Source organism: Pseudorhizobium halotolerans (genome assembly GCF_902153235.2).
GTDB lineage: Bacteria > Pseudomonadota > Alphaproteobacteria > Rhizobiales > Rhizobiaceae > Neorhizobium > Neorhizobium flavum.
In genome coordinates, this window is the sequence record NZ_CABFWE030000004.1 from 253,547 (window position 1) to 272,452 (window position 18,906).

The following is an 18,906-nucleotide window of genomic DNA, read 5'->3' on the forward strand; positions in this document are numbered from 1 at the left end:
GGAGGCTAGGGACGGAAGAATGGCGAGCGTGACCGCAGAGGGACAGACGAACAGCGAAGGCCGCGGGCCGTCTGCCGGTCCGTTTTCCGCCTTCGAACGCATGGTGGCGTGGCGCTACCTGCGCTCCCGGCGGAAGGAGGCGTTCATTTCGGTGATCGCCGGCTTCTCGTTCATCGGCATCATGCTGGGCGTAGCCACGCTGATCATCGTCATGGCGGTGATGAACGGTTTCCGTACCGAACTGATCTCGCGCATCCTCGGAATCAACGGTCACATGATCGTGCAGCCGGTGGACGGGCCCTTTACCGACTACGCCGACCTTACGGCGAAGTTCCAGGGCGTGCCGGGTGTGCGGATTGCGCTACCGCTGGTGGAGGGCCAGACACTCGCCTCTGGTCGCGCCGGTGCCGGCTCCGGGGCATTGGTACGCGGCGTTCGGCCGGAAGACCTCGAGAAACTGAGCGAGGTCGCGACCAACATCCGGCAGGGCGACATCATCGGCTTTGCTTCGGGGCAGGGCGTTCTGGTCGGCTCCCGGCTTGCTGCATCGCTAGGGATCAATGCCGGCGATGACATCACCCTCATCTCACCCGAAGGCGATGTGACGCCGATGGGTGTCAATCCAAGGGTCAAATCCTACCCGGTATCAGGCGTCTTCGAAATCGGCATGTCTGAATACGACGCGACGATGATCTTCATGCCGCTGGAGGAGGCGCAGCTCTATTTCAATGCCGACGGGCTGGTGCAGTCGATCGAGCTCTTCGTCAACGATCCCGAAGGTGTAGACGGGTTGCGGCCGCTGGTGGAAGCCGCCGCCGGTCGCCAGATCCACATCACCGACTGGCGTCAGCGGAACCAGACCTTCTTTTCGGCGCTGCAGGTCGAGCGGAACGTCATGTTCATGATCCTCACGCTGATCGTGCTGGTGGCAGCGCTCAACATCATCTCCGGGCTCATCATGCTGGTGAAGGACAAGGGAAGCGACATCGCCATCCTGCGCACCATGGGCGCAAGTTCCGGCTCGGTGATGCGGATCTTCTTCATGACCGGGGCCGCGATCGGAACCGTCGGAACGCTCGCCGGCGTCGTTCTCGGCGTCATCGTGTGCCTCAACATAGAATCCATCCGGCAGTTCTTCTCCTGGCTGTCGGGCACGGTGCTCTTCGATCCCGAACTCTACTTCCTCAGCCAGCTTCCGGCTGAGATGAGCTTCAGCGAGACTTTGTCGGTGGTGCTGATGGCACTGACGCTCTCTTTCATTGCCACCATATTCCCCGCCTGGCGGGCCTCGCGGCTCGATCCGGTGCAGGCCCTCCGATACGAATAGGACCCTATCCCTCATGGCAGGCAAGACAGTCCTGAAGCTCTCCGGTGTCGAAAGACAATACGGCCAGGGCGAAACCACGCTCTCCATCCTGAAGGGTGTGGATTTCGAACTGCACAGTGGCGAGATCGTCGCTCTCGTGGCACCGTCAGGAACGGGAAAATCTACGCTTCTGCATCTGGCGGGACTGCTGGAGCATCCGGATGCAGGTGAGGTTTTCGTCGGCGGCCATGCCTGCAATGGATTGCCGGATGATGATCGCACCGCCATCCGCCGCAGCGAGATCGGCTTCGTGTACCAGTTTCACCACCTGCTCCCAGAGTTCACGGCGCTCGAGAACATCATGATGCCGCAACTGATTGCGGGGCTTCCCGAGCGGGAGGCCAGGGAGCGGGCAAGCCAGCTTCTCGACTACATGCGCATCGGCCACCGTGGCGAACACCGCCCGGCCGAATTGTCCGGCGGCGAACAGCAGCGCGTGGCGATCGCCCGTGCCGTCGCCAATGCCCCTCGCGTCCTGCTGGCCGACGAACCGACCGGCAACCTCGATCCCGAAACGGCCTCATACGTTTTCGATGCCCTGGAAGCGCTTGTGAAGCAGTCGGGGCTTGCCGCCCTGATCGCCACCCACAACCATGATCTCGCCGCCCGGATGGATCGTCGGGTAACGATCGACGGCGGCAAGGTCGTCGGCTTCTAACTCCTCTCTTAACCCTCTGTTTACCGAGGCTGCCGGCGACGGTGGCCTTTTCTGTTCTTGTTCCGTTTTCCTCTTGACGAGGAGTACAAAAAAGGAACAAAATAACAACATAGAGGAACAGGGGAGACGACCATGACTGATCTCATTCGGGACATTGCCGCATTCGCTTCCATAGCAACCTTCGTCGCGAGCATTTCCATGCTCATGCTGGCCATTTAAGCGAGCCGCAGGAATATCCGTTGACGACGTAAGTCCGAACTGGACTTGGAACGCTCCGCGCCGGAAAATCACCTGATTCATGAGGTGAGAGACAGCGATGGCCGAGCAGATGGAAACCACTGGTGCAACGAACGGAGAGCATTCGCCTCGGTTCGTTCATCTCCGGGTTCATTCCGCCTATTCGCTGCTCGAAGGCGCATTGCCCCTCAAGAAGATTCTTGCAAAGGCTGTGGCCGATGGTCAGCCGGCGATAGCCGTCACGGACACCAACAACCTCTTCGTCGCGCTGGAATTCGCGCAGAAAGCGGTCGGTGAGGGTCTTCAGCCAATCATCGGGTGCCAGGTCTCCATCGACATGGAAGATCAGGCCGACGATCGTCGTAGCAACCAGATGACGAAGCTGCCGGCGATCGTGCTTCTGGCATCGACGGCTGACGGCTACGAGCGGCTGGTGGACCTCGTCAGTCGCGCCTATCTCGGGGGCGAGGGCCATGCCAGCACGCATATCCGCCGCTCCTGGCTTGAGGATACCGGGACGGAAGGACTGATCGCGTTGACCGGGGCGTCCGGCGGTCCGGTCGACGTCGCGCTGCGCGAAGGCAATTCCGCTCAGGCGAGATCGCGGCTCCTCAGCCTCAGGGAGGCGTTCGTCGATCGGCTCTACGTGGAACTGCAGCGCCATGGTGCCTATGACCGTCGCCACGAGCACAAGATCATCAGCCTTGCCTACGAGTTCGCTCTGCCACTGGTCGCCACCAACGAAGCCTTCTTCCCGTCGCGCGACGATTATGACGCCCACGACGCTCTGATGGCGGTGGCCCACAATGCGATCGTGTCCGACGACAGCCGCTTCCGGCTGACCCCGGACCACTATCTGAAGAGCCGTGCCGAGATGGCGGCACTCTTCGCCGATCTGCCGGAAGCGCTGGACAACACGGTAGAAATCGCCCGGCGCTGTTCCTTCATCCTCGACACCCGCAAGCCAATCCTGCCGCGTTTCACCGGTGCGACGGCTGATCCGGAGGAAGCCGAACGGGCCGAGGCAGAGGAACTGCGACGGCAATCGGTGGAGGGCCTCGAACGGCGAATGGAGGCGCTCGGCCTCAGCCCCGGCTATACGGAGCAGGACTACCGCGAGCGCCTGGACTTCGAGCTGAGCGTCATCGAGAGGATGAAGTTCCCGGGCTACTTCCTGATCGTCTCGGACTTCATCAAGTGGGCGAAGCAGAACAACATTCCCGTCGGTCCGGGCCGTGGATCGGGCGCGGGTTCGCTGGTCGCCTATGCGCTGACGATCACGGACGTCGATCCGCTGCGCTTCTCGCTGCTGTTCGAGCGCTTCCTCAACCCGGAACGCGTCTCGATGCCCGACTTCGACATCGACTTCTGCCAGGACCGGCGCGAAGAGGTGATCCGCTACGTCCAGCAGAAATACGGCCGTGAGCAAGTGGCCCAGATCATTACATTCGGATCGCTGCAGGCCCGCGCGGCGCTGCGCGACGTAGGCCGGGTGCTCGAAATGCCATACGGCCAGGTCGACAGGATCTGCAAGCTGGTGCCGAACAATCCAGCCAATCCGACACCGCTCTCCAAGGCGATCGAGGAGGAGCCCAAGCTGCAGGAAGAGGCCGAGAAGGAGCCCGTGGTCGCACGCCTTCTCGACATCGCCCAGAAGATCGAGGGACTTTATCGGCACGCCTCGACGCACGCCGCCGGCATCGTGATCGGCGACCGGCCGCTTTCCAAGCTCGTGCCGATGTACCGCGATCCGCGCTCCGACATGCCGGTCACCCAGTTCAACATGAAATGGGTCGAACAGGCGGGCCTGGTGAAGTTCGACTTCCTCGGGCTGAAGACGCTGACCGTGTTGAAAACTGCGGTCGACTACGTTGCCAAACGCGGCATCCACGTGGACCTCGCCTCGATACCGCTGGATGACGAGAAGACCTACGAAATGCTCTCCCGCGGCGAGACGATCGGCGTGTTCCAGGTGGAAAGTGCCGGCATGCGCAAGGCGCTGATCGGCATGCGGCCGGACTGCATCGAGGACATCATCGCGCTCGTTGCGCTCTATCGCCCCGGTCCGATGGAGAACATTCCGGTCTACAATGCCCGCAAGCACGGCGAAGAGGAGATCGAATCGATCCATCCGAAGATCGACTACCTCCTGAAGGAAACCCAGGGCGTTATCGTCTACCAGGAACAGGTGATGCAGATCGCCCAGGTCCTGTCAGGCTACTCGCTCGGCGAAGCGGACCTTCTGCGCCGCGCCATGGGCAAGAAGATCAAGGAGGAGATGGACAAGCAGCGTGCACGTTTCGTCGATGGTGCCATCAAGAATGGCGTGTCGAAGCCGCAGGCTGACTTGATCTTCGACCTGCTCGCCAAGTTCGCCAACTACGGCTTCAACAAGTCGCACGCCGCCGCCTACGCCATCGTCTCCTACCAGACGGCCTTCATGAAGGCGCACTATCCGGCCGAGTTCCTGGCCGCGTCGATGACCTTCGATATGGCGAACACCGAGAAGCTGAACGACTTCCGGCAGGATGCAGCCCGTCTCGGCATTACGGTCGTGCCGCCATCGGTGCAGACTTCGTTCCGCCGTTTCGAGACCGACGACAACAAGATCTTCTACGCCTTGGCGGCCATCAAAGGTGTCGGCGAGGCCGCGGTCGATCACATCGTCGAGGTTAGGGGCGACAAGCCTTTCGCCTCGATCGAGGACTTCTGCCTACGGATCGACCCGAAGCAGATCAACCGCCGCGTGCTGGAAAGCCTCATTTGCGCCGGCGCCTTCGATTGCTTCGGGCGGGATCGGGCAGAGATGATTGCTGGCCTCGATCGCATCATCGGCTACGCGCAGCGCGCGCAGGAAAACAAGACGAGTGGCCAGTCTGACATGTTCGGATCATCCTCCGCAGCAGGTCCTGAAACGTTGATTTTCCCGCCTTTCTCGCCCTGGGTTCCTTCGGAGAAGCTGATGCGGGAGTACCAGGTTCTCGGCTTCTACCTGTCCGCCCACCCGCTCGATTCCTATGGCGATGTACTGGCGAAGATGCGCGTCCAGAACTTTGCGGAATTCTCCGCCGCCGTGAAAAAGGGCGCGACTGCCGGGCGGCTTGCCGGGACTGTGACCGGACGCCAGGAGCGCAAGACCCGTACCGGCAACAAGATGGGGATCGTCACCTTTTCCGACGCCTCGGGTCAGTTCGAGGCCGTGCTCTTCTCCGAGGCGCTGGCGCAGTACCGCGACCTTCTGGAGCCCGGCAAATCCCTGGTGATCACCGTGCAGGCCGACGAGCGTCCGGAGGGCATCGGTTTGCGTATCCAGACCGCCGCTTCGCTTGAGGAGCAGTCGGTGCGAATGCAGAAGGCGCTGCGCGTCTATGTGAGGGATTCAGGTCCCCTGAAGACGGTGACGCGGCACCTCAATGCAAGAGGGGACGGGTTGGTCTCCTTCATCGTCATCAAGGACGATGGTCAGCGTGAGATCGAGGTGGAGCTCGCGGAGAAGTTCCGGATTTCGCCGGAGATTGCCGCCGCCCTTAGGGCGGCGCCGGGAGTCTTGGAGGTCGAACTCGTATAGCGACGCTCAGTAGAGGCCGATGCCGTTGCGATAGACGCGCCGCGGCTTCTGCCGCACCTTCTGCGGTTTTTCGACTGCTGGCCGTGCTTCAGCCACCTTCGCCTCGGAGCGCGTGAGGGTGATGAAGTCGGTGCCTTTGCCCGTCTCCGGACCCAGACCTTCGTCCGTTATGGTCAGGGAGCTTCCATCGGCAAGCAGCGTCGCGATGCGCTCTCGTATGTCGTCCGGGATCTCCAGGCGATCGAGCGCGCCGGGTGCCGAAGAGGCCGAGGCGTCGAGACTGATGTTCATTCGCTGCCGCTCTTTCGGGGTCAGGAGGTTCGGCAGAGTGAGTACATGCCAGTCGGCCCGCTCGCTGCCACGATCAACATTGCTCGCGGTGAAGAAGTGCGTGCCGAGAGGGATCTCCGGGTTCTTCAGGCCGATCGGCGCCTCGAACAGCGGCGCAAAGTTGCGGCGTACCAGCAGTTGCGCAGCCGGCGGCTCCCGCTTGCCGGAGGAGCGATAGAGCGCCGACAGGAAGTCGTCGGTCAACGCCGATCCCGCGGGGAGGTTCTTCCACCGCTTGAAGCCTGCGATTGCCGCCTGGGTTTTGGTGCCGATAAGACCGTCGGGCGCGCCGGCATCGAAGCCGAGATCGTTCAGCATCGCCTGGACGTCGAACACCGTCTCCCGCAATTCGCGCCTCTTGATGAGCATTTTTACAGGTGTGGTGTCCTGCGGTTCGATCGAGCCGGTCAAGGTCGGGTCGGTGGTCTGGCTCGCCAAGGCCACCTCATAGGCTTCCGACGTCTGGCGCTTCACGGTCGGCCGCAATTCGATGTCCGACATCAGTGGTTCGGCGGGCAGGGGCTTGAGCGGGAGGAAGAGGTTGGCGTGAGCGATCGGCATCGGTGCCACCGGCGCGTCCGAGACGATCACGTGGAAACCGCGCTCCGTCATCCCGAAAAGCGTCTTTGCGTAACCGGAAGGCAGGCGGATGCAGCCGTGTGAGGCCGGGTAGTTCGGCACGTGGCCTTCGTGGAGAGCGATGCCAGACCACGTCAGTCTCTGCATGAATGGCATCGGTGCGTTCGAATAGATGTTCGACTCGTGGTAGCGGCGCTTTTCCAGGATCGAGAAGATTCCGCTCGGTGTCGAATGGCCGGCTTTGCCAGTCGAGACGCGCGTGGTCGAGACCACTTTGTCACCGTCGTAGACGGTCATCGACTGGTTGTTCTTGGAGACGACGATCTGCAGCGTGTGGGCGAGTTCGGCAAAGGCGGGATGGGAGAGCATGGTGGCGGACATCAGTCCGAGACCAAACGCGAGACGACGCAGCATGGACAACCTCTTTACGCAATACTGAGCGGCGAGATTAGCAGCTTCGAATTAAGGAAGATTTGCCGAACATTGTAACGATTGGCAGTCGCTATGCCGTCCGATCACATGTCAGTGACCTCGGCGGCGCTCACCGAATGTGTAGCCGGTTTCCACGGCGGCTTTTCCGAACTTGTCGCGGAGCCGGTCCATGGCGGCCTCCGCTGCGGCGCGACGGACGGCGTCGCGGTCCACGAGGTCTGGAGGATCTGCCGTTTCCGGATCGCAAAGGTCAGTCACGCCAATGCCGATGAGGCGGAAGCGCGTGCCGTCGGTTTCGGGTTGCAGCAGTGAGAGACCCGTGCGGAAGATGCGATCCGCCAGCTGTGTGGGGTCCTCGAGGCGGCGGTTGCGCGTGCGGCTTTTGAAGTCGGCGGTCTTGAGTTTCAGGACTACCGTCTGGCCGGCGATGGAGTGTTTCTTCAGCCGAGACGAGACCTTCTCGGAGAGGCGGCGGAGGATCGGGACGAGGTCCTCCTGGCGGGAGATGTCGTCGAAGAATGTGGTCTCGGCCGAAACGCTCTTCGCCGGATCATTGGGGTGGACCGTCCGGTCGTCGATGCCGCGCGCGAGGCGATAGAGGCGCTGTCCCATGGAGCCGTAGCGCCGCATGAGATCACCTTCCTCCATTGTCTGCAACTGCCCGATCGTCCGGATGCCGTCGGCTTCGAGGGTGCCATTGAAGGCCTTGCCGACGCCCCAGATCGTCGTCACCGGCCGTGGAGCGAGGAACGCCAGGGCCTCCTCCCGCCCGACGACGGAGAAGCCCCGTGGCTTTTGCAGGTCGGATCCGACCTTGGCCAGGAACTTGCAGTAGGAGAGCCCGATCGAGATGCTGATGCCGATCTCTGCGGCGATGCGGTTGGCGAGTTTGGCAAGCGTGCGTGCCGGCGGGTCGTGATGCAGCCGCTCCGTGCCGGCGAGGTCGAGAAAGGCCTCGTCAATCGAAAGTGGCTGAACGAGCGGCGTCAACTCCAGCATCATCTGCCGTACCTCGCAGCCGACCCGTGCGTACTTTTCCATGTTCGGGCGGATGACGACGGCATCCGGGCACGCCTCCAGTGCCTTGAACATCGGCATTGCTGATCGCACCCCGTTGATGCGCGCAATGTAGCAGGCCGTGGAGACAACGCCCCGCTTTCCTCCACCAATGATGACTGGCTTGTCTGCGAGATCTGGATTGTCTCGTTTCTCGACGGCCGCATAGAAGGCGTCGCAGTCGATATGCGCGATCGTCAGGTCGTAAAGTTCAGAATGATATAATAACCGTGGACTTCCGCATTTATTGCAGCGGCGCAGTTCTGCCTTCTGCTCGGTGAGGCAGTCGCGACAGAAGCCGGATTTCGTCTCGGGCGAATGCGTCATGGATGGAACAGAAGTTGAACATCCGCAATCTATGTCTGGCCGAGCAGAATCTCAACGTCGCTCTTTGTCCGTCCACATCGGAACGGGCTTCTCAGTACTGGCCGGAATCAAGGCCGGGCTTTGAAAAGTGGCGCCAGGCGGCCGCCACCGCCTCCGGCTTCGTCCCGCTTGCTTCGCAAAAGGCGAGGAGCGTGGGCTCATGGGCCATGACGAAATCGAGCATCCCGGCGAGGAAATCTGGATCGTCCACTGCCTGGCGAAGTTGCCCTGCCTCCAGCCCCGACAGGGCAAGGAAGCGCCCCAGCATGTCCGGTTCGGAGGCAAGCCAGCCGAGAACGGCCACGGCCGTCTGCTCCGCGGCGTCCCGCCCGACTGGAACGTTTTTGGGATCGTTTCGCATTGCCCGGAAATGGTTACCTCTTTTTCAACCAAATGGCCGTACCGTTGAACGCTGTGACGGAGATGGAATCGGCCGTGCGCGAGCTTATATCCTGAAATAGGGCTTGCAAGGCAGGATCAGGGACGGGGTACATGCCCAAACGGGTCATGATTGTCGAAGACAACGAGCTGAACATGAAGCTCTTCCGCGATCTGATCGAGGCTTGCGGCTATGAAACCATCCAGACGCGGAACGGCATGGAGGCGATGGAACTCGCCCGCAAGCATCGCCCAGACCTCATCCTGATGGACATCCAGCTTCCTGAAGTCTCCGGCCTCGAGGTCACGAAGTGGCTCAAGGAAGACGATGAATTGCATATCATCCCAGTCATAGCCGTGACCGCCTTCGCGATGAAGGGCGACGAAGAACGCATCCGCCAGGGTGGCTGCGAAGCCTATGTGTCGAAGCCGATATCGGTTCCCAAGTTCATCGAGACCATCAAGACATATCTGGGCGACGCATGAGACCGGAGCACACGACATGACCGCGCGTATCCTGGTGGTTGACGATGTGCCCGCCAATCTCAAGCTGCTCGAGGCCCGGCTGGTTGCTGAATATTTCGATGTCCTGACGGCCGAGGACGGTTTCAAGGCGCTGGCGATCTGCGAGCATACGCATGTCGACCTCATCCTGCTCGACATCATGATGCCCGGCCTCAGCGGCTTCGAGGTTTGCGAGCGGCTGAAGGCAGATCCCCGCTTCGCGCATATTCCCATCGTCATGGTGACGGCGCTGGACCAGCCGGCCGATCGCGTTCGTGGGCTCAAGGCCGGCGCGGACGATTTCCTGACGAAACCGGTCAATGATCTTCAGCTCATTTCGCGCGTGAAGAGCCTCGTGCGGCTGAAGACCTTGAGCGACGAGTTGCGCATTCGTGCCGACACTGCCCAGAACGTCGGCCTCGAGGAGATGCTGAAAGGCACCGACGGCCGGGACGAGCCGGGACAGGTGCTGCTGGTAGACAGCCGCGGCAATTCGCAAGAGCGTTTCATCAAGGCGCTGAAGCCGATCGCAGAGGTCATGGCGATGTCGGACCCGCAGGCGGCATTGTTCGAGGCAGCGGAAAACAGCTTCGATCTCGTGATCGTCAACGCCAATTTCGACGGCTATGATCCGCTACGCCTCTGCTCGCAACTGAGGTCGTTGGAACGGACACGCTTTCTGCCACTGCTCATCGTCACCGAGCAGGGTGAGGAGGATCTGATCGTCCGGGCCCTGGACCTCGGCGTCAACGACTACATCATGCGCCCGGTCGACCCGAACGAGCTCGTTGCCCGCTGCCTCACGCAGATCAAGCGCAAACGCTACAACGATCGTCTTCGCGTCAGTGTTCAGCAGACGATCGAACTGGCGGTCACCGACGCGCTGACCGGGTTGCACAATCGCCGCTACCTCGACAATCATTTGAAGACGCTGTTCAATCGTGCCGCGGCTCGAGGGCGGGCACTGTCCGTCTGCATCACCGACATCGATCGCTTCAAGACGATCAACGATACCTATGGCCATGACGCCGGAGACGACATACTCCGGCAGTTCGCGGCACGTATTCGCTCGACCGTCAGGGGCGCGGATCTCGCCTGCCGGTACGGCGGGGAGGAGTTCGTGGTGGTGATGCCGGACACCGATGCCGCAGCGGCTGGCATGATCGCTGAAAGGCTGCGCGGGCTGATCGAGAACCAGCCCTTCGTCATTCGCTCGACGGGGCAGGCCATCAGCGTCACTGCTTCGCTTGGTATCGCTTCCAACGAGGCTGCGGCAGAGACCCCGGAACAGCTTCTGAAGCAAGCGGACAGGGCACTCTACGAGGCGAAGAACAGCGGCAGGAACAGGGTGGTTGCAGCCGCAGCCTGAAGCGAGTTTTGGCAGGGTTGCGCAGGAAGTTCTGATTTCTCGCCAAAGAAATACCAGAGAAACAGACCAGTTGAATCTCCGCTATTCATTGAATGGCGCGCCGCCACTACGCCTGATTTTAACCAACATTGGAACTCGCTTATGGAATCGGCAAGATTCGGTTGATTTCCTTGGTGGTTTGCGCGATTTTTAGAGACGAAAGATACCCCATGATGCTCAGGTCCGCCGCATCTCCTGGGTCGTGGGGTCGGTCGATCGATTGCATGTCTCGGTTCCTCGTGCCGTATTGCAGTCGGTCGACCCCCAATAAAAAAGCACCGCTTTCAGGGGAAGCGGTGCTTTTTTATTGGCTTGGAGCACGAGACAACAAAAAAGGCGCGTCGCCCTGCGGCGCGCGCCTCGTTCTGCCGGATGCCAGGATCTTACTTGATCTTGGTTTCCTTGAACTCGACATGCTTCTTGGCAATCGGGTCGTACTTGGTCTTGGACATCTTGTCCGTGAAGGTACGGCTGTTCTTCTTGGTCACGTAGAAGAAACCGGTGTCCGCCGTCGACAGCAGCTTGATCTTGATGGTCGTAGCTTTCGCCATGGTGTTCTGCCTTTAGGAAAAATGAAGCCGCGGACGGCCGGATGGTGTCCACGGCGAAATCTGGCGCGAAACTACAAATCGCGCCCGAAAAGTCAAGTCCGTTTCGGTCTAAAAAGGAACCGTCCTATCGACAGCATGACATAAAGGCCGAAGAAGGAGGCGAGCGCCCAGGCGAAACCGTTGTTGCCGGTGATGTCGATCGCAGCGCCGATCGCCTGTGGCCCGGCCACGGTGCCGACGGCGTAGCAGAAGACGAAGGCTGCATTGGCGGCGGCGAGGTCGGCCCCGGTGAGTCGCGAGCCGAGATGGGCAAGGCCCACAGTATAGAGGCCGGAGACGCAACCGCCCCAGAACAGCAGGACGACTGCCGTCAGCAGCCAGTCCTCGATCAGCAACGGCAGGAGCAGCGAGCCGACGAGGCCCGTCAGCGCCATGAGCGCGAGAAGCGGCCGCCGGTCGCGAAGGCGGTCGGAATACATGCCCAGCGGGATCTGGAAGACCATGTTGCCGATGCCCATCACGGTGAGGAGCAGAGCTGCCTGCGCCTCGCTGAAGCCCTCCCGCACGGCGTAGATTGGAAACAGCGAAAGTCCGCCCGCTTCGACCGCGCCGAAGACGAAAACAGCCGCTGTCGCCGTGGGCACAAGGAAGATATAGCGCAGGAAGTGACGCTCGGGCTTCTCGTCCAGAACGGGACTCTCATTCCGCGCGATATAGATTGGAATTGCCGCGATCAGGATGGCGCCGGCACCGATGAGGAAAGGCCGGATTCCGTCGCTACCGATGGCCGAAAACAGGAGCGGGCCCATCGCGAACCCCACCGCCAGAACTGTGGCATAGATACCGAGTACGAGGCCTCTGCGGCGGGGCGGGGCGGCTGCATTGATCCAGAACTCGGACAGGATGAACAGCGTTGTGGTTGCCCCGTGGAATGCGAACCGCAGGGGAAACCACATCCAGAACGCGCTGGCATAGTAGAAGCCGAGAGCGCTGACGGCAGACACGATCACCGCCCACAGCATGGTCCGGGCGACGCCGAAATCATGGGCGAGCCGAGTGGTGATCGGTGCGGCGATCATGGCCGCGACACCCGCCATGGCCGAATTCAGCCCGATCATGGTCGATGAGATGCCGCGTTTCTCGAGGATTATGCTGAGGAGGGGGAGGCCAAGGCCAATGGCGATCCCCACGGCGCTGATTGCGGAGATTGCCGCGAAAAGCGACGGCCAGTGTATCTCCTCGACATGGCCGTTGAGGTCATTCTGTGGACGGGACATCTTGTGCCTCTAGAGCTCGGTCCGGACGAACCGTCCATGGCGCATGAAGTAATAGGGTACGGGCAGTCCATAGGGGAGGGCAGGATCGCTCTCAAGCAGCAATTTCACATCCTCCAGCACCGCGCGGGTGATCTGCGGCACCTTGAGCTCGGCAAGGTCGGAAAAACCCACCCAGCGCAGATCCTGCAGTTCTTCGGTATCCTGAAGCGGAGCCGGGGCGATGCCGGCTTCGTCGGCAGGCAGCAGAAAGAAGCGTGTATCGAAGCGTCTTACATTCCCGGGTGGCGTTACCGCACGCGCCACGTAACGCAGGGGCACGAGGTCGGCCGCGTCGCCGGCGCTCAACCCCGTCTCCTCACGCAGTTCGCGGAGCGCCGCCAGTGCAAGGGCGCGCACGGTCGACGGTCCGGTGCGTGCTGCCGTTCCAGAGAGAAGCCGCTTCGCGACAAGCGGGTGAAGGTCACGCTGGTAAGGCAGGGTGTAGTCGTGGCGGTCCCGCCGGCCGCCCGGAAAGACGTAGACGTCGGGCATGAAAGCGTGGCCGCCACCTCTCCGTCCCATCAGGAAGCGGGGTGTGCCCTGGCGTCGGTCTAGCAGGATGATGGTGCTTGCATCCTTCGGACGCAGCTTCTCCGTGTTCTTCCGCAACGGCTCGTCGATCGCGAACGGTGCGGGCGCGACCACAGCCGGTTTCAAGGATGTCGGTCTCCGTGATCCGCAGCGAGCCGCTCTCCTGCCTCGCCGCCGAAGCCGTGCATGCGGTACGCCCATTGCAGTCCGATGACGCCGCCCTTGATCGGCTGGATGGTCAGCAGCGCCGCCAGGACTGCGAGCGGGATCCAGATCGCCAGATGGATCCAGGGAGAGAGCGGGAATACCATGTCCGCCATCATGTAGCCGGTCATCAGAACATGGCCGACCACGAAGATGACGAGGTAGGCCGGCAGGTCGTCCGCCCTGTGGTGGTGGATCTCTTCCCCGCAGACCGAACATTCGTCCACCGGCTTGAGGAAGGCCCGGAACAGGCGCCCGCTCCCGCAATTGGGGCAGGTACCCTTCATGCCGCGCCCGATGGACCGCGCTAGGGGGCGCTCTTCCTGGTGCGTTCCTCCGAACCGGACCGGCTGCTCGGCTTCTCTTAGCATATGCTTGCTCCTATCGGCCGCGCGGAGGTCGGGTGCCGGCCTTCGCGCGCCGCTGATGACGATCTCTTCGCCCGGATTTGTGGAAAGACCGTGTCGCTGTTGGCATTTTCCGGCCTTCGCTCAGCATTTCGAAACGCAGGGCACCGGCGAGGGGGATCGCTTCGGCCAGTCGTACCTCGACTGCATCCCCAAGCTGATAGCCAAGCCCGGACTTCTCGCCGGTCAGCGCCTGATGGGCTTCGTCGTATATGAAATAGTCCGTGCCGAGCGTCGAGATCGGCACGAAGCCGTCTGCTCCGTATTCCGGCAGGGTGATGAACAGGCCGGCCTTCGTGACGCCGGAGACGCGGCCCTCGAATTCCTCGCCGATGCGTTCACTGAGGTGATGGGCGATCAGCCGGTTGACGGTGTCGCGCTCCGCCGCCATCGCCCTTCGCTCGAAGGTCGAGATCTCGGCGGCGATATCGTCGAGGATCGCCTCCTCCTCCGGCGTGATGCCGCCTTCGCCCAGCCCGAGGGAGCCGACCAGTGCGCGATGCACGATCAGGTCGGCATAACGACGGATCGGCGACGTGAAGTGGGCGTACTTCATCAGGTTCAGCCCGAAGTGGCCGATGTTCTCGGGGCTGTAGATCGCCTGGCTCTGCGAGCGCAGAACCATCTCGTTGACCATCGTCTGGTGCGGGGTATCGAGGGCCCGGGCGAGGATGCCGTTGAAGGAATTCGCCCGCAGCTGCCCGCCCTTTGCCATGGAGAGGCCGATCGTTGCCAGGAACTCCCGCAGGGTTTCCTGCTTCGATAGCGCCGGCGCATCATGGACGCGGTAAACGAGCGGCTGGCGTTTCTTCTCCAGCGTTTCCGCGGCTGCGACGTTCGCCTGGATCATCATCTCTTCGATGAGCTTGTGGGCATCCAGCCGCTCGGGGATGAAGACGCGGTCGACGGTGCCGTCGGCCTTGAGGATGATCTTCCGCTCCGGCATGTCGAGCTCGAGCGGCTGCCGCCGGTCGCGCCCGCGCTTCAGCGTCGCATAGGCATGCCACAGAGGTTTCAGGATCGGCTCGAGCAGCGGTCCCGTCTTGTCGTCGGGCTTGCCGTCGATGGCAGCCTGGGCCTGCTGGTAGGAAAGCTTCGCCGCGCTCTTCATCATGATGCGATGGAAGGTGTGGCCGGCCTTGCGGCCCTCCTTCGAGAAGACCATCCGCACCGCGATGGCGGGCCGGTCCTCACCCTCGCGGAGCGAGCAGAGGTTGTTGGAGATGCGTTCCGGAAGCATGGGGACGACCCGATCCGGGAAGTAGACTGAATTCCCGCGCTTCAGCGCCTCGCGGTCGAGCGCGGAGCCGGTGCGCACATACCAGGAGACGTCGGCGATCGCGACGGTGACGATCACGCCGCCCGGATTGTCCGGCGAAGTGTCCGCCTCGGCATGGACGGCGTCGTCATGATCCTTCGCATCGGCCGGATCGATGGTGATGAGCGGCACGTAGCGCCAGTCCTCGCGCTTCGCCATGGTCGCGGGACCTGCCGCCTCTGCCTCGTCGATGACCGCCTGCGGGAAGACATGGGGAATGCCATGGGCATAGATGGCGATCATCGAGATCGCTTTCTCGGAGCCGACGGACCCGACGACCGAGAGGACGCGGGCGCGCGGCAGGCCGAACCGACCGCTGCGGGCAACCTCGACCTCGACGAGGTCGCCGTCCTTCGCATCGCCCATGCCGTCGCGTTCGATCAGCATCTCCTCGCCCCGCCGGTCGATCGGCATGAGGCGCGTCTCGTCCTCCATCATCCGGATCACGCCGAGAGACGCGCCACGACGGCGGTCGATGATCTTGATGACGCGGGCCGTATAGGCCGGACCGCTGCGGTCCTTGTTGGAGAAGATCTTGGCGAGCACTCTGTCGTTCAGTCCGGCGGCCGGCGTCTTGCCCCTCCGGTCAGCCGTCTGGCGGATCAGGACAGCCGGTGCCGCCCCTTGGTCTTCCGGCCATTCGGCGGGGCGCCCGATCAGTTCTCCGTCCTTGTCGCGGGTGGTGATGTCGAGCACCGTGACCGGCGGCAGGGCGCCGGGGCGCGACAGGGACTTCCGGCTCTTCTTCAGGAGGCCCTCGTCCTCCAGCGCCCGGAGCAAGTCCTTCAATTCCACCCGTGCCTCGCCCTTGAGGCCGAAGGCCTTGGCGATTTCGCGCTTGGAGGCGCGATCGGGATTGTCGGCGATGAATTCGAGCAGGATTTCCCGCGGCGGCACCGCTCCGTGGATGATGACCGGTCCGCCGGAGGAGGGAGCGTTCGCCTTATGGCTTCTGGGCGCGGATCTTTCCCGAGGTTCTCTTGTCACGTTCCGGTCTTCTTCGCCTTGCTGGCAGTTTTCGCTGCGGCCTTGGGCTTGGTTGCAGCCTTTGGTTTCGCGGCGGTTTTCTTCGCTCCTGCTGTCGACGCCTTCGCCTTGGTGGCTTTCGCCTTGCCCGCGCCTGCCTTGCCACCCTTCTCGACGATCAGCGCCATCGCTTCTTCCAACGTCACCGCCTGCGGGTCCTTGCCCTTCGGAAGCGTGGCATTGACCTTGCCCCAGTTCACGTAAGGGCCGTAGCGGCCGTCACGAACGGTGATGGCGCCGCCGGTCGGGTGATCGCCCAACGTCTTCAGCGCCGCCGGCGTTCCACGCCCGCGACCGCCGGGGCCCTTGCTCTGCTTCTCGGCAAGGACCGTAACGGCCCGGTTGAGACCGATGGTGAAGACGTCCTCGACGCTTTCAAGGTTGGCATAGCTGCCGTCGTGCAGCAGAAACGGCCCATAGCGGCCGATGCCGGCCGAGATCATCTTGCCGCTTTCGGGATGCTTGCCGATGTCCCGCGGCAGGCTGATGAGCGCGAGTGCCTTCTCGTGGTCGATGTCCTCCGGCTTCCAGCCCTTCGGCAGCGACGATCGCTTGGCATCCTTGCCTTCGCCGCGCTGGATATAGGGCCCAAAGCGGCCGGAGCGGAGCGTCAGGTCCTCGCCGGTATGCGGATCGGCGCCCAGCGACTTCGGCTCGTTGAGCCCGCTTGCCTCCGCCTCGGCGCCGTCCTGGGAGAGCTGGCGCGTGTAGTTGCATTCCGGATAGTTGGAGCAGCCGACGAAGGCGCCATACTTGCCGAGCTTCAGCGAGAGCTTGCCGGTGCCGCAGACCTGGCAGGTCCGCGGGTCGCTGCCGTCCTCGCGCTTCGGGAAGACCAGCGGCGCCAGCGCCTCGTTCAGCGCATCGAGCACGTTGGTGACGCGCAGTTCCTTCGTGTCCTCGATCTGGGCAAAGAAATCCTGCCAGAAATCCCGCAGGACTTGCTTCCAGTCGAGTTCTCCGGCCGAAATCCGGTCGAGCTTTTCCTCGAGATCTGCCGTGAAGTCGTACTCCACATACTTGGTGAAGAAGTTCTCCAGGAAAGCCGTCACCAGTCGGCCTTTGGCCTGCGGGATGAGCTTGCGCTTTTCCGTTGTCACGTATTCCCGGTCGCTCAGGGTCTTCAGCGTTGCTGCGTAAGTGGATGGGCGGCCGATACCAAGTTCTTCCATCTTCTTGATCAGCGACGCTTCCGAGTAGCGCGGCGGCGGCTCCGTGAAATGCTGGCTGGCATTCACCTTGTTCTTGTCGAGTTTTTCGCGGGCGTTGATCTCCGGCAGGCGGCCGTCCTCGTCGTCGTCCTCGCCTTTGTCGCCCTCTTCGCGCTGATCCATGTAGGCGCCGAGGAAGCCGTCGAAGCGGATGACGGAACCCACAGCGCGCAGGCCGGCTTTCTCGCCCTTGTTATCCGCCAGGATTTCGACCGTCGTCCGCTCGATCTCGGCAGAAGCCATCTGGCTGGCAATGCCGCGCTTCCAGATCAGTTCGTAGAGACGCGCTTGGTCCGCGTCGAGATGGCGGCGCACCTTCTCCGGGGTGCGGTTGAAGTCAGTGGGTCGGATCGCTTCGTGGGCTTCCTGGGCGTTCTTTGCCTTGGTGGAATAGAAGCGGGGCTTCTCGGGGACGTATCGATCGCCGAACTGCTCCTGGACAGCGCGCCGCGCACCGTCGATCGCTTCCGGCGCCATCTGTACGCCGTCGGTACGCATATAGGTAATGAGACCGACCGTCTCGCCGCCGATGTCTACGCCCTCATAGAGCTTCTGTGCCACCTGCATCGTTCGCGAGGCATTGAAGCCGAGATTGGAGGAGGCGGCCTGCTGCAACGTGGATGTCGTGAAGGGCGGACCTGGATTGCGCTTGACCGGCTTTGCCTCGACGCTCTCGACCACGTAGCTCGCGTCTTCGAGCAGGGTCTTGAGGCGGTTGGCGTCGTCTCCGGTCTTGATCGAGCGGTTCTGCAGCCGCTTGCCGTCGGCGGAGACCAGTCGAGCCTCGAACTGATCGCCCCGCGGGGTGCTGAGCAGTGCGGAGATATTCCAGTACTCTTCCGAAACGAAGCGTTCGATTTCGGCTTCGCGGTCGCAGACGAGGCGGAGGGCGACGGATTGCACCCGGCCCGCCGAGCGGGCGCCAGGCAGCTTGCGCCAAAGGACCGGCGACAGGTTGAAGCCGACGAGGTAGTCGAGGGCGCGGCGGGCGAGATAGGCGTCCACCAGCGGGGCATCGATATCCCGCGGCGCGGCCATGGCATCAAGGACCGCCTTCTTGGTGATGGCGTTGAAGACGACGCGCTTGACGGGCTTGTCCCCCAGCACGCGCCTCTTCTTGAGAAGATCGAGAACGTGCCAGGAAATGGCCTCGCCTTCGCGATCAGGGTCGGTCGCGAGGAACAGGCCGTCGGATCCCTTGACCGCGTCGGCAATGTCCTTGATGCGCTTCTGTGATGCGCTGTCGACCTCCCAGGACATCTCGAAGTCCTGGTCTGGAAGAACCGATCCGTCTTTGGCGGGCAGGTCGCGAACATGACCAAAGGATGCGAGAACCTTGTAGCCGGGCCCGAGATACTTGTTGATGGTCTTGGCCTTGGCCGGAGATTCGACGACGACAACGTTCATGGAGTTTCTCTGCATGGTGCATTTCCGGACGCCGGGACAGGTTCCCGACCGGA

At 62.4% G+C, this 18,906-nt stretch carries 14 protein-coding genes; 5 read left to right on the forward strand and 9 right to left on the reverse strand.

Annotation, left to right across the window (positions count from 1 at the left end; all coding sequences use genetic code 11):
• Nucleotides 1-19: 19 nt before the first annotated feature.
• The 3 genes from FN060_RS04545 to dnaE all read left to right on the forward strand — a co-directional run bounded on the left by FN060_RS04545 (nucleotide 20) and on the right by dnaE (nucleotide 5,829).
• Complete coding sequence (locus FN060_RS04545; RefSeq protein WP_142587042.1) at nucleotides 20-1,327, forward strand: lipoprotein-releasing ABC transporter permease subunit; 1,308 nt, start codon at nucleotides 20-22, stop codon at nucleotides 1,325-1,327.
• 13 nt (nucleotides 1,328-1,340) lie between these two features.
• Complete coding sequence (locus FN060_RS04550) at nucleotides 1,341-2,024, forward strand: ABC transporter ATP-binding protein (RefSeq protein ID WP_142587043.1); 684 nt, start codon at nucleotides 1,341-1,343, stop codon at nucleotides 2,022-2,024.
• 316 nt (nucleotides 2,025-2,340) lie between these two features.
• A complete protein-coding gene (gene dnaE / locus FN060_RS04555; RefSeq protein ID WP_142587044.1) occupies nucleotides 2,341-5,829 on the forward strand; it encodes a DNA polymerase III subunit alpha in 3,489 nt (1,162 codons plus the stop codon).
• A gap of 6 nt (nucleotides 5,830-5,835) precedes the next feature.
• On the opposite strand, the gene FN060_RS04560 is transcribed toward dnaE, so the two are convergent.
• From FN060_RS04560 to FN060_RS04570, 3 genes are all read right to left on the reverse strand, one after another.
• Nucleotides 5,836-7,152 carry a L,D-transpeptidase family protein gene (locus FN060_RS04560; protein WP_142587045.1) on the reverse strand — a complete coding sequence of 439 codons (1,317 nt, stop codon included), beginning with the start codon at nucleotides 7,150-7,152 and terminating at the stop codon, nucleotides 5,836-5,838.
• A 108-nt stretch (nucleotides 7,153-7,260) separates the two neighbouring features.
• Nucleotides 7,261-8,553 (reverse strand): DNA polymerase IV, encoded by a 1,293-nt coding sequence (locus FN060_RS04565; RefSeq protein ID WP_142587046.1) that lies wholly within the window; start codon nucleotides 8,551-8,553, stop codon nucleotides 7,261-7,263.
• 91 nt (nucleotides 8,554-8,644) lie between these two features.
• A complete protein-coding gene (locus FN060_RS04570; protein WP_142587047.1) occupies nucleotides 8,645-8,953 on the reverse strand; it encodes a DUF3572 domain-containing protein in 309 nt (102 codons plus the stop codon).
• Between the two features lie 131 nt (nucleotides 8,954-9,084).
• On the opposite strand from FN060_RS04570, the gene FN060_RS04575 reads away from it, so the two are divergent.
• Both FN060_RS04575 and FN060_RS04580 read left to right on the forward strand, forming a co-directional pair.
• Complete coding sequence (locus tag FN060_RS04575) at nucleotides 9,085-9,456, forward strand: response regulator (RefSeq protein ID WP_077547187.1); 372 nt, start codon at nucleotides 9,085-9,087, stop codon at nucleotides 9,454-9,456.
• Nucleotides 9,457-9,472: 16 nt separating this feature from the next.
• Nucleotides 9,473-10,843, forward strand: coding sequence for a PleD family two-component system response regulator (locus FN060_RS04580; RefSeq protein WP_142587048.1), 1,371 nt, complete (start codon nucleotides 9,473-9,475; stop codon nucleotides 10,841-10,843).
• Nucleotides 10,844-11,265: 422 nt separating this feature from the next.
• Here the strand turns inward: FN060_RS04580 and rpmG are convergent, their stop codons facing one another.
• The 6 genes from rpmG to topA all read right to left on the reverse strand — a co-directional run bounded on the left by rpmG (nucleotide 11,266) and on the right by topA (nucleotide 18,853).
• Nucleotides 11,266-11,433, reverse strand: coding sequence for a 50S ribosomal protein L33 (rpmG, locus tag FN060_RS04585; RefSeq protein WP_052637931.1), 168 nt, complete (start codon nucleotides 11,431-11,433; stop codon nucleotides 11,266-11,268).
• A 92-nt stretch (nucleotides 11,434-11,525) separates the two neighbouring features.
• Nucleotides 11,526-12,710: an MFS transporter gene (locus tag FN060_RS04590; RefSeq protein ID WP_142587049.1), complete on the reverse strand. Its 1,185-nt coding sequence runs from the start codon at nucleotides 12,708-12,710 to the stop codon at nucleotides 11,526-11,528.
• Between the two features lie 9 nt (nucleotides 12,711-12,719).
• Nucleotides 12,720-13,406: an NUDIX hydrolase gene (locus tag FN060_RS04595; RefSeq protein WP_425312139.1), complete on the reverse strand. Its 687-nt coding sequence runs from the start codon at nucleotides 13,404-13,406 to the stop codon at nucleotides 12,720-12,722.
• The gene (locus FN060_RS04600; protein WP_142587051.1) at nucleotides 13,403-13,855 is read right to left on the reverse strand and encodes a DUF983 domain-containing protein; all 453 of its coding nucleotides are present in this window, start codon (nucleotides 13,853-13,855) and stop codon (nucleotides 13,403-13,405) included. Before FN060_RS04600 ends, FN060_RS04595 begins: the two co-directional genes overlap by 4 nt.
• A 10-nt stretch (nucleotides 13,856-13,865) precedes the next feature.
• Complete coding sequence (gene rnr, locus FN060_RS04605) at nucleotides 13,866-16,196, reverse strand: ribonuclease R (RefSeq protein WP_142587052.1); 2,331 nt, start codon at nucleotides 16,194-16,196, stop codon at nucleotides 13,866-13,868.
• The gene (gene topA / locus FN060_RS04610; protein WP_142587131.1) at nucleotides 16,193-18,853 is read right to left on the reverse strand and encodes a type I DNA topoisomerase; all 2,661 of its coding nucleotides are present in this window, start codon (nucleotides 18,851-18,853) and stop codon (nucleotides 16,193-16,195) included. The genes rnr and topA overlap by 4 nt, the downstream gene beginning before the upstream one ends.
• Between the last annotated feature and the right edge of the window lie 53 nt (nucleotides 18,854-18,906).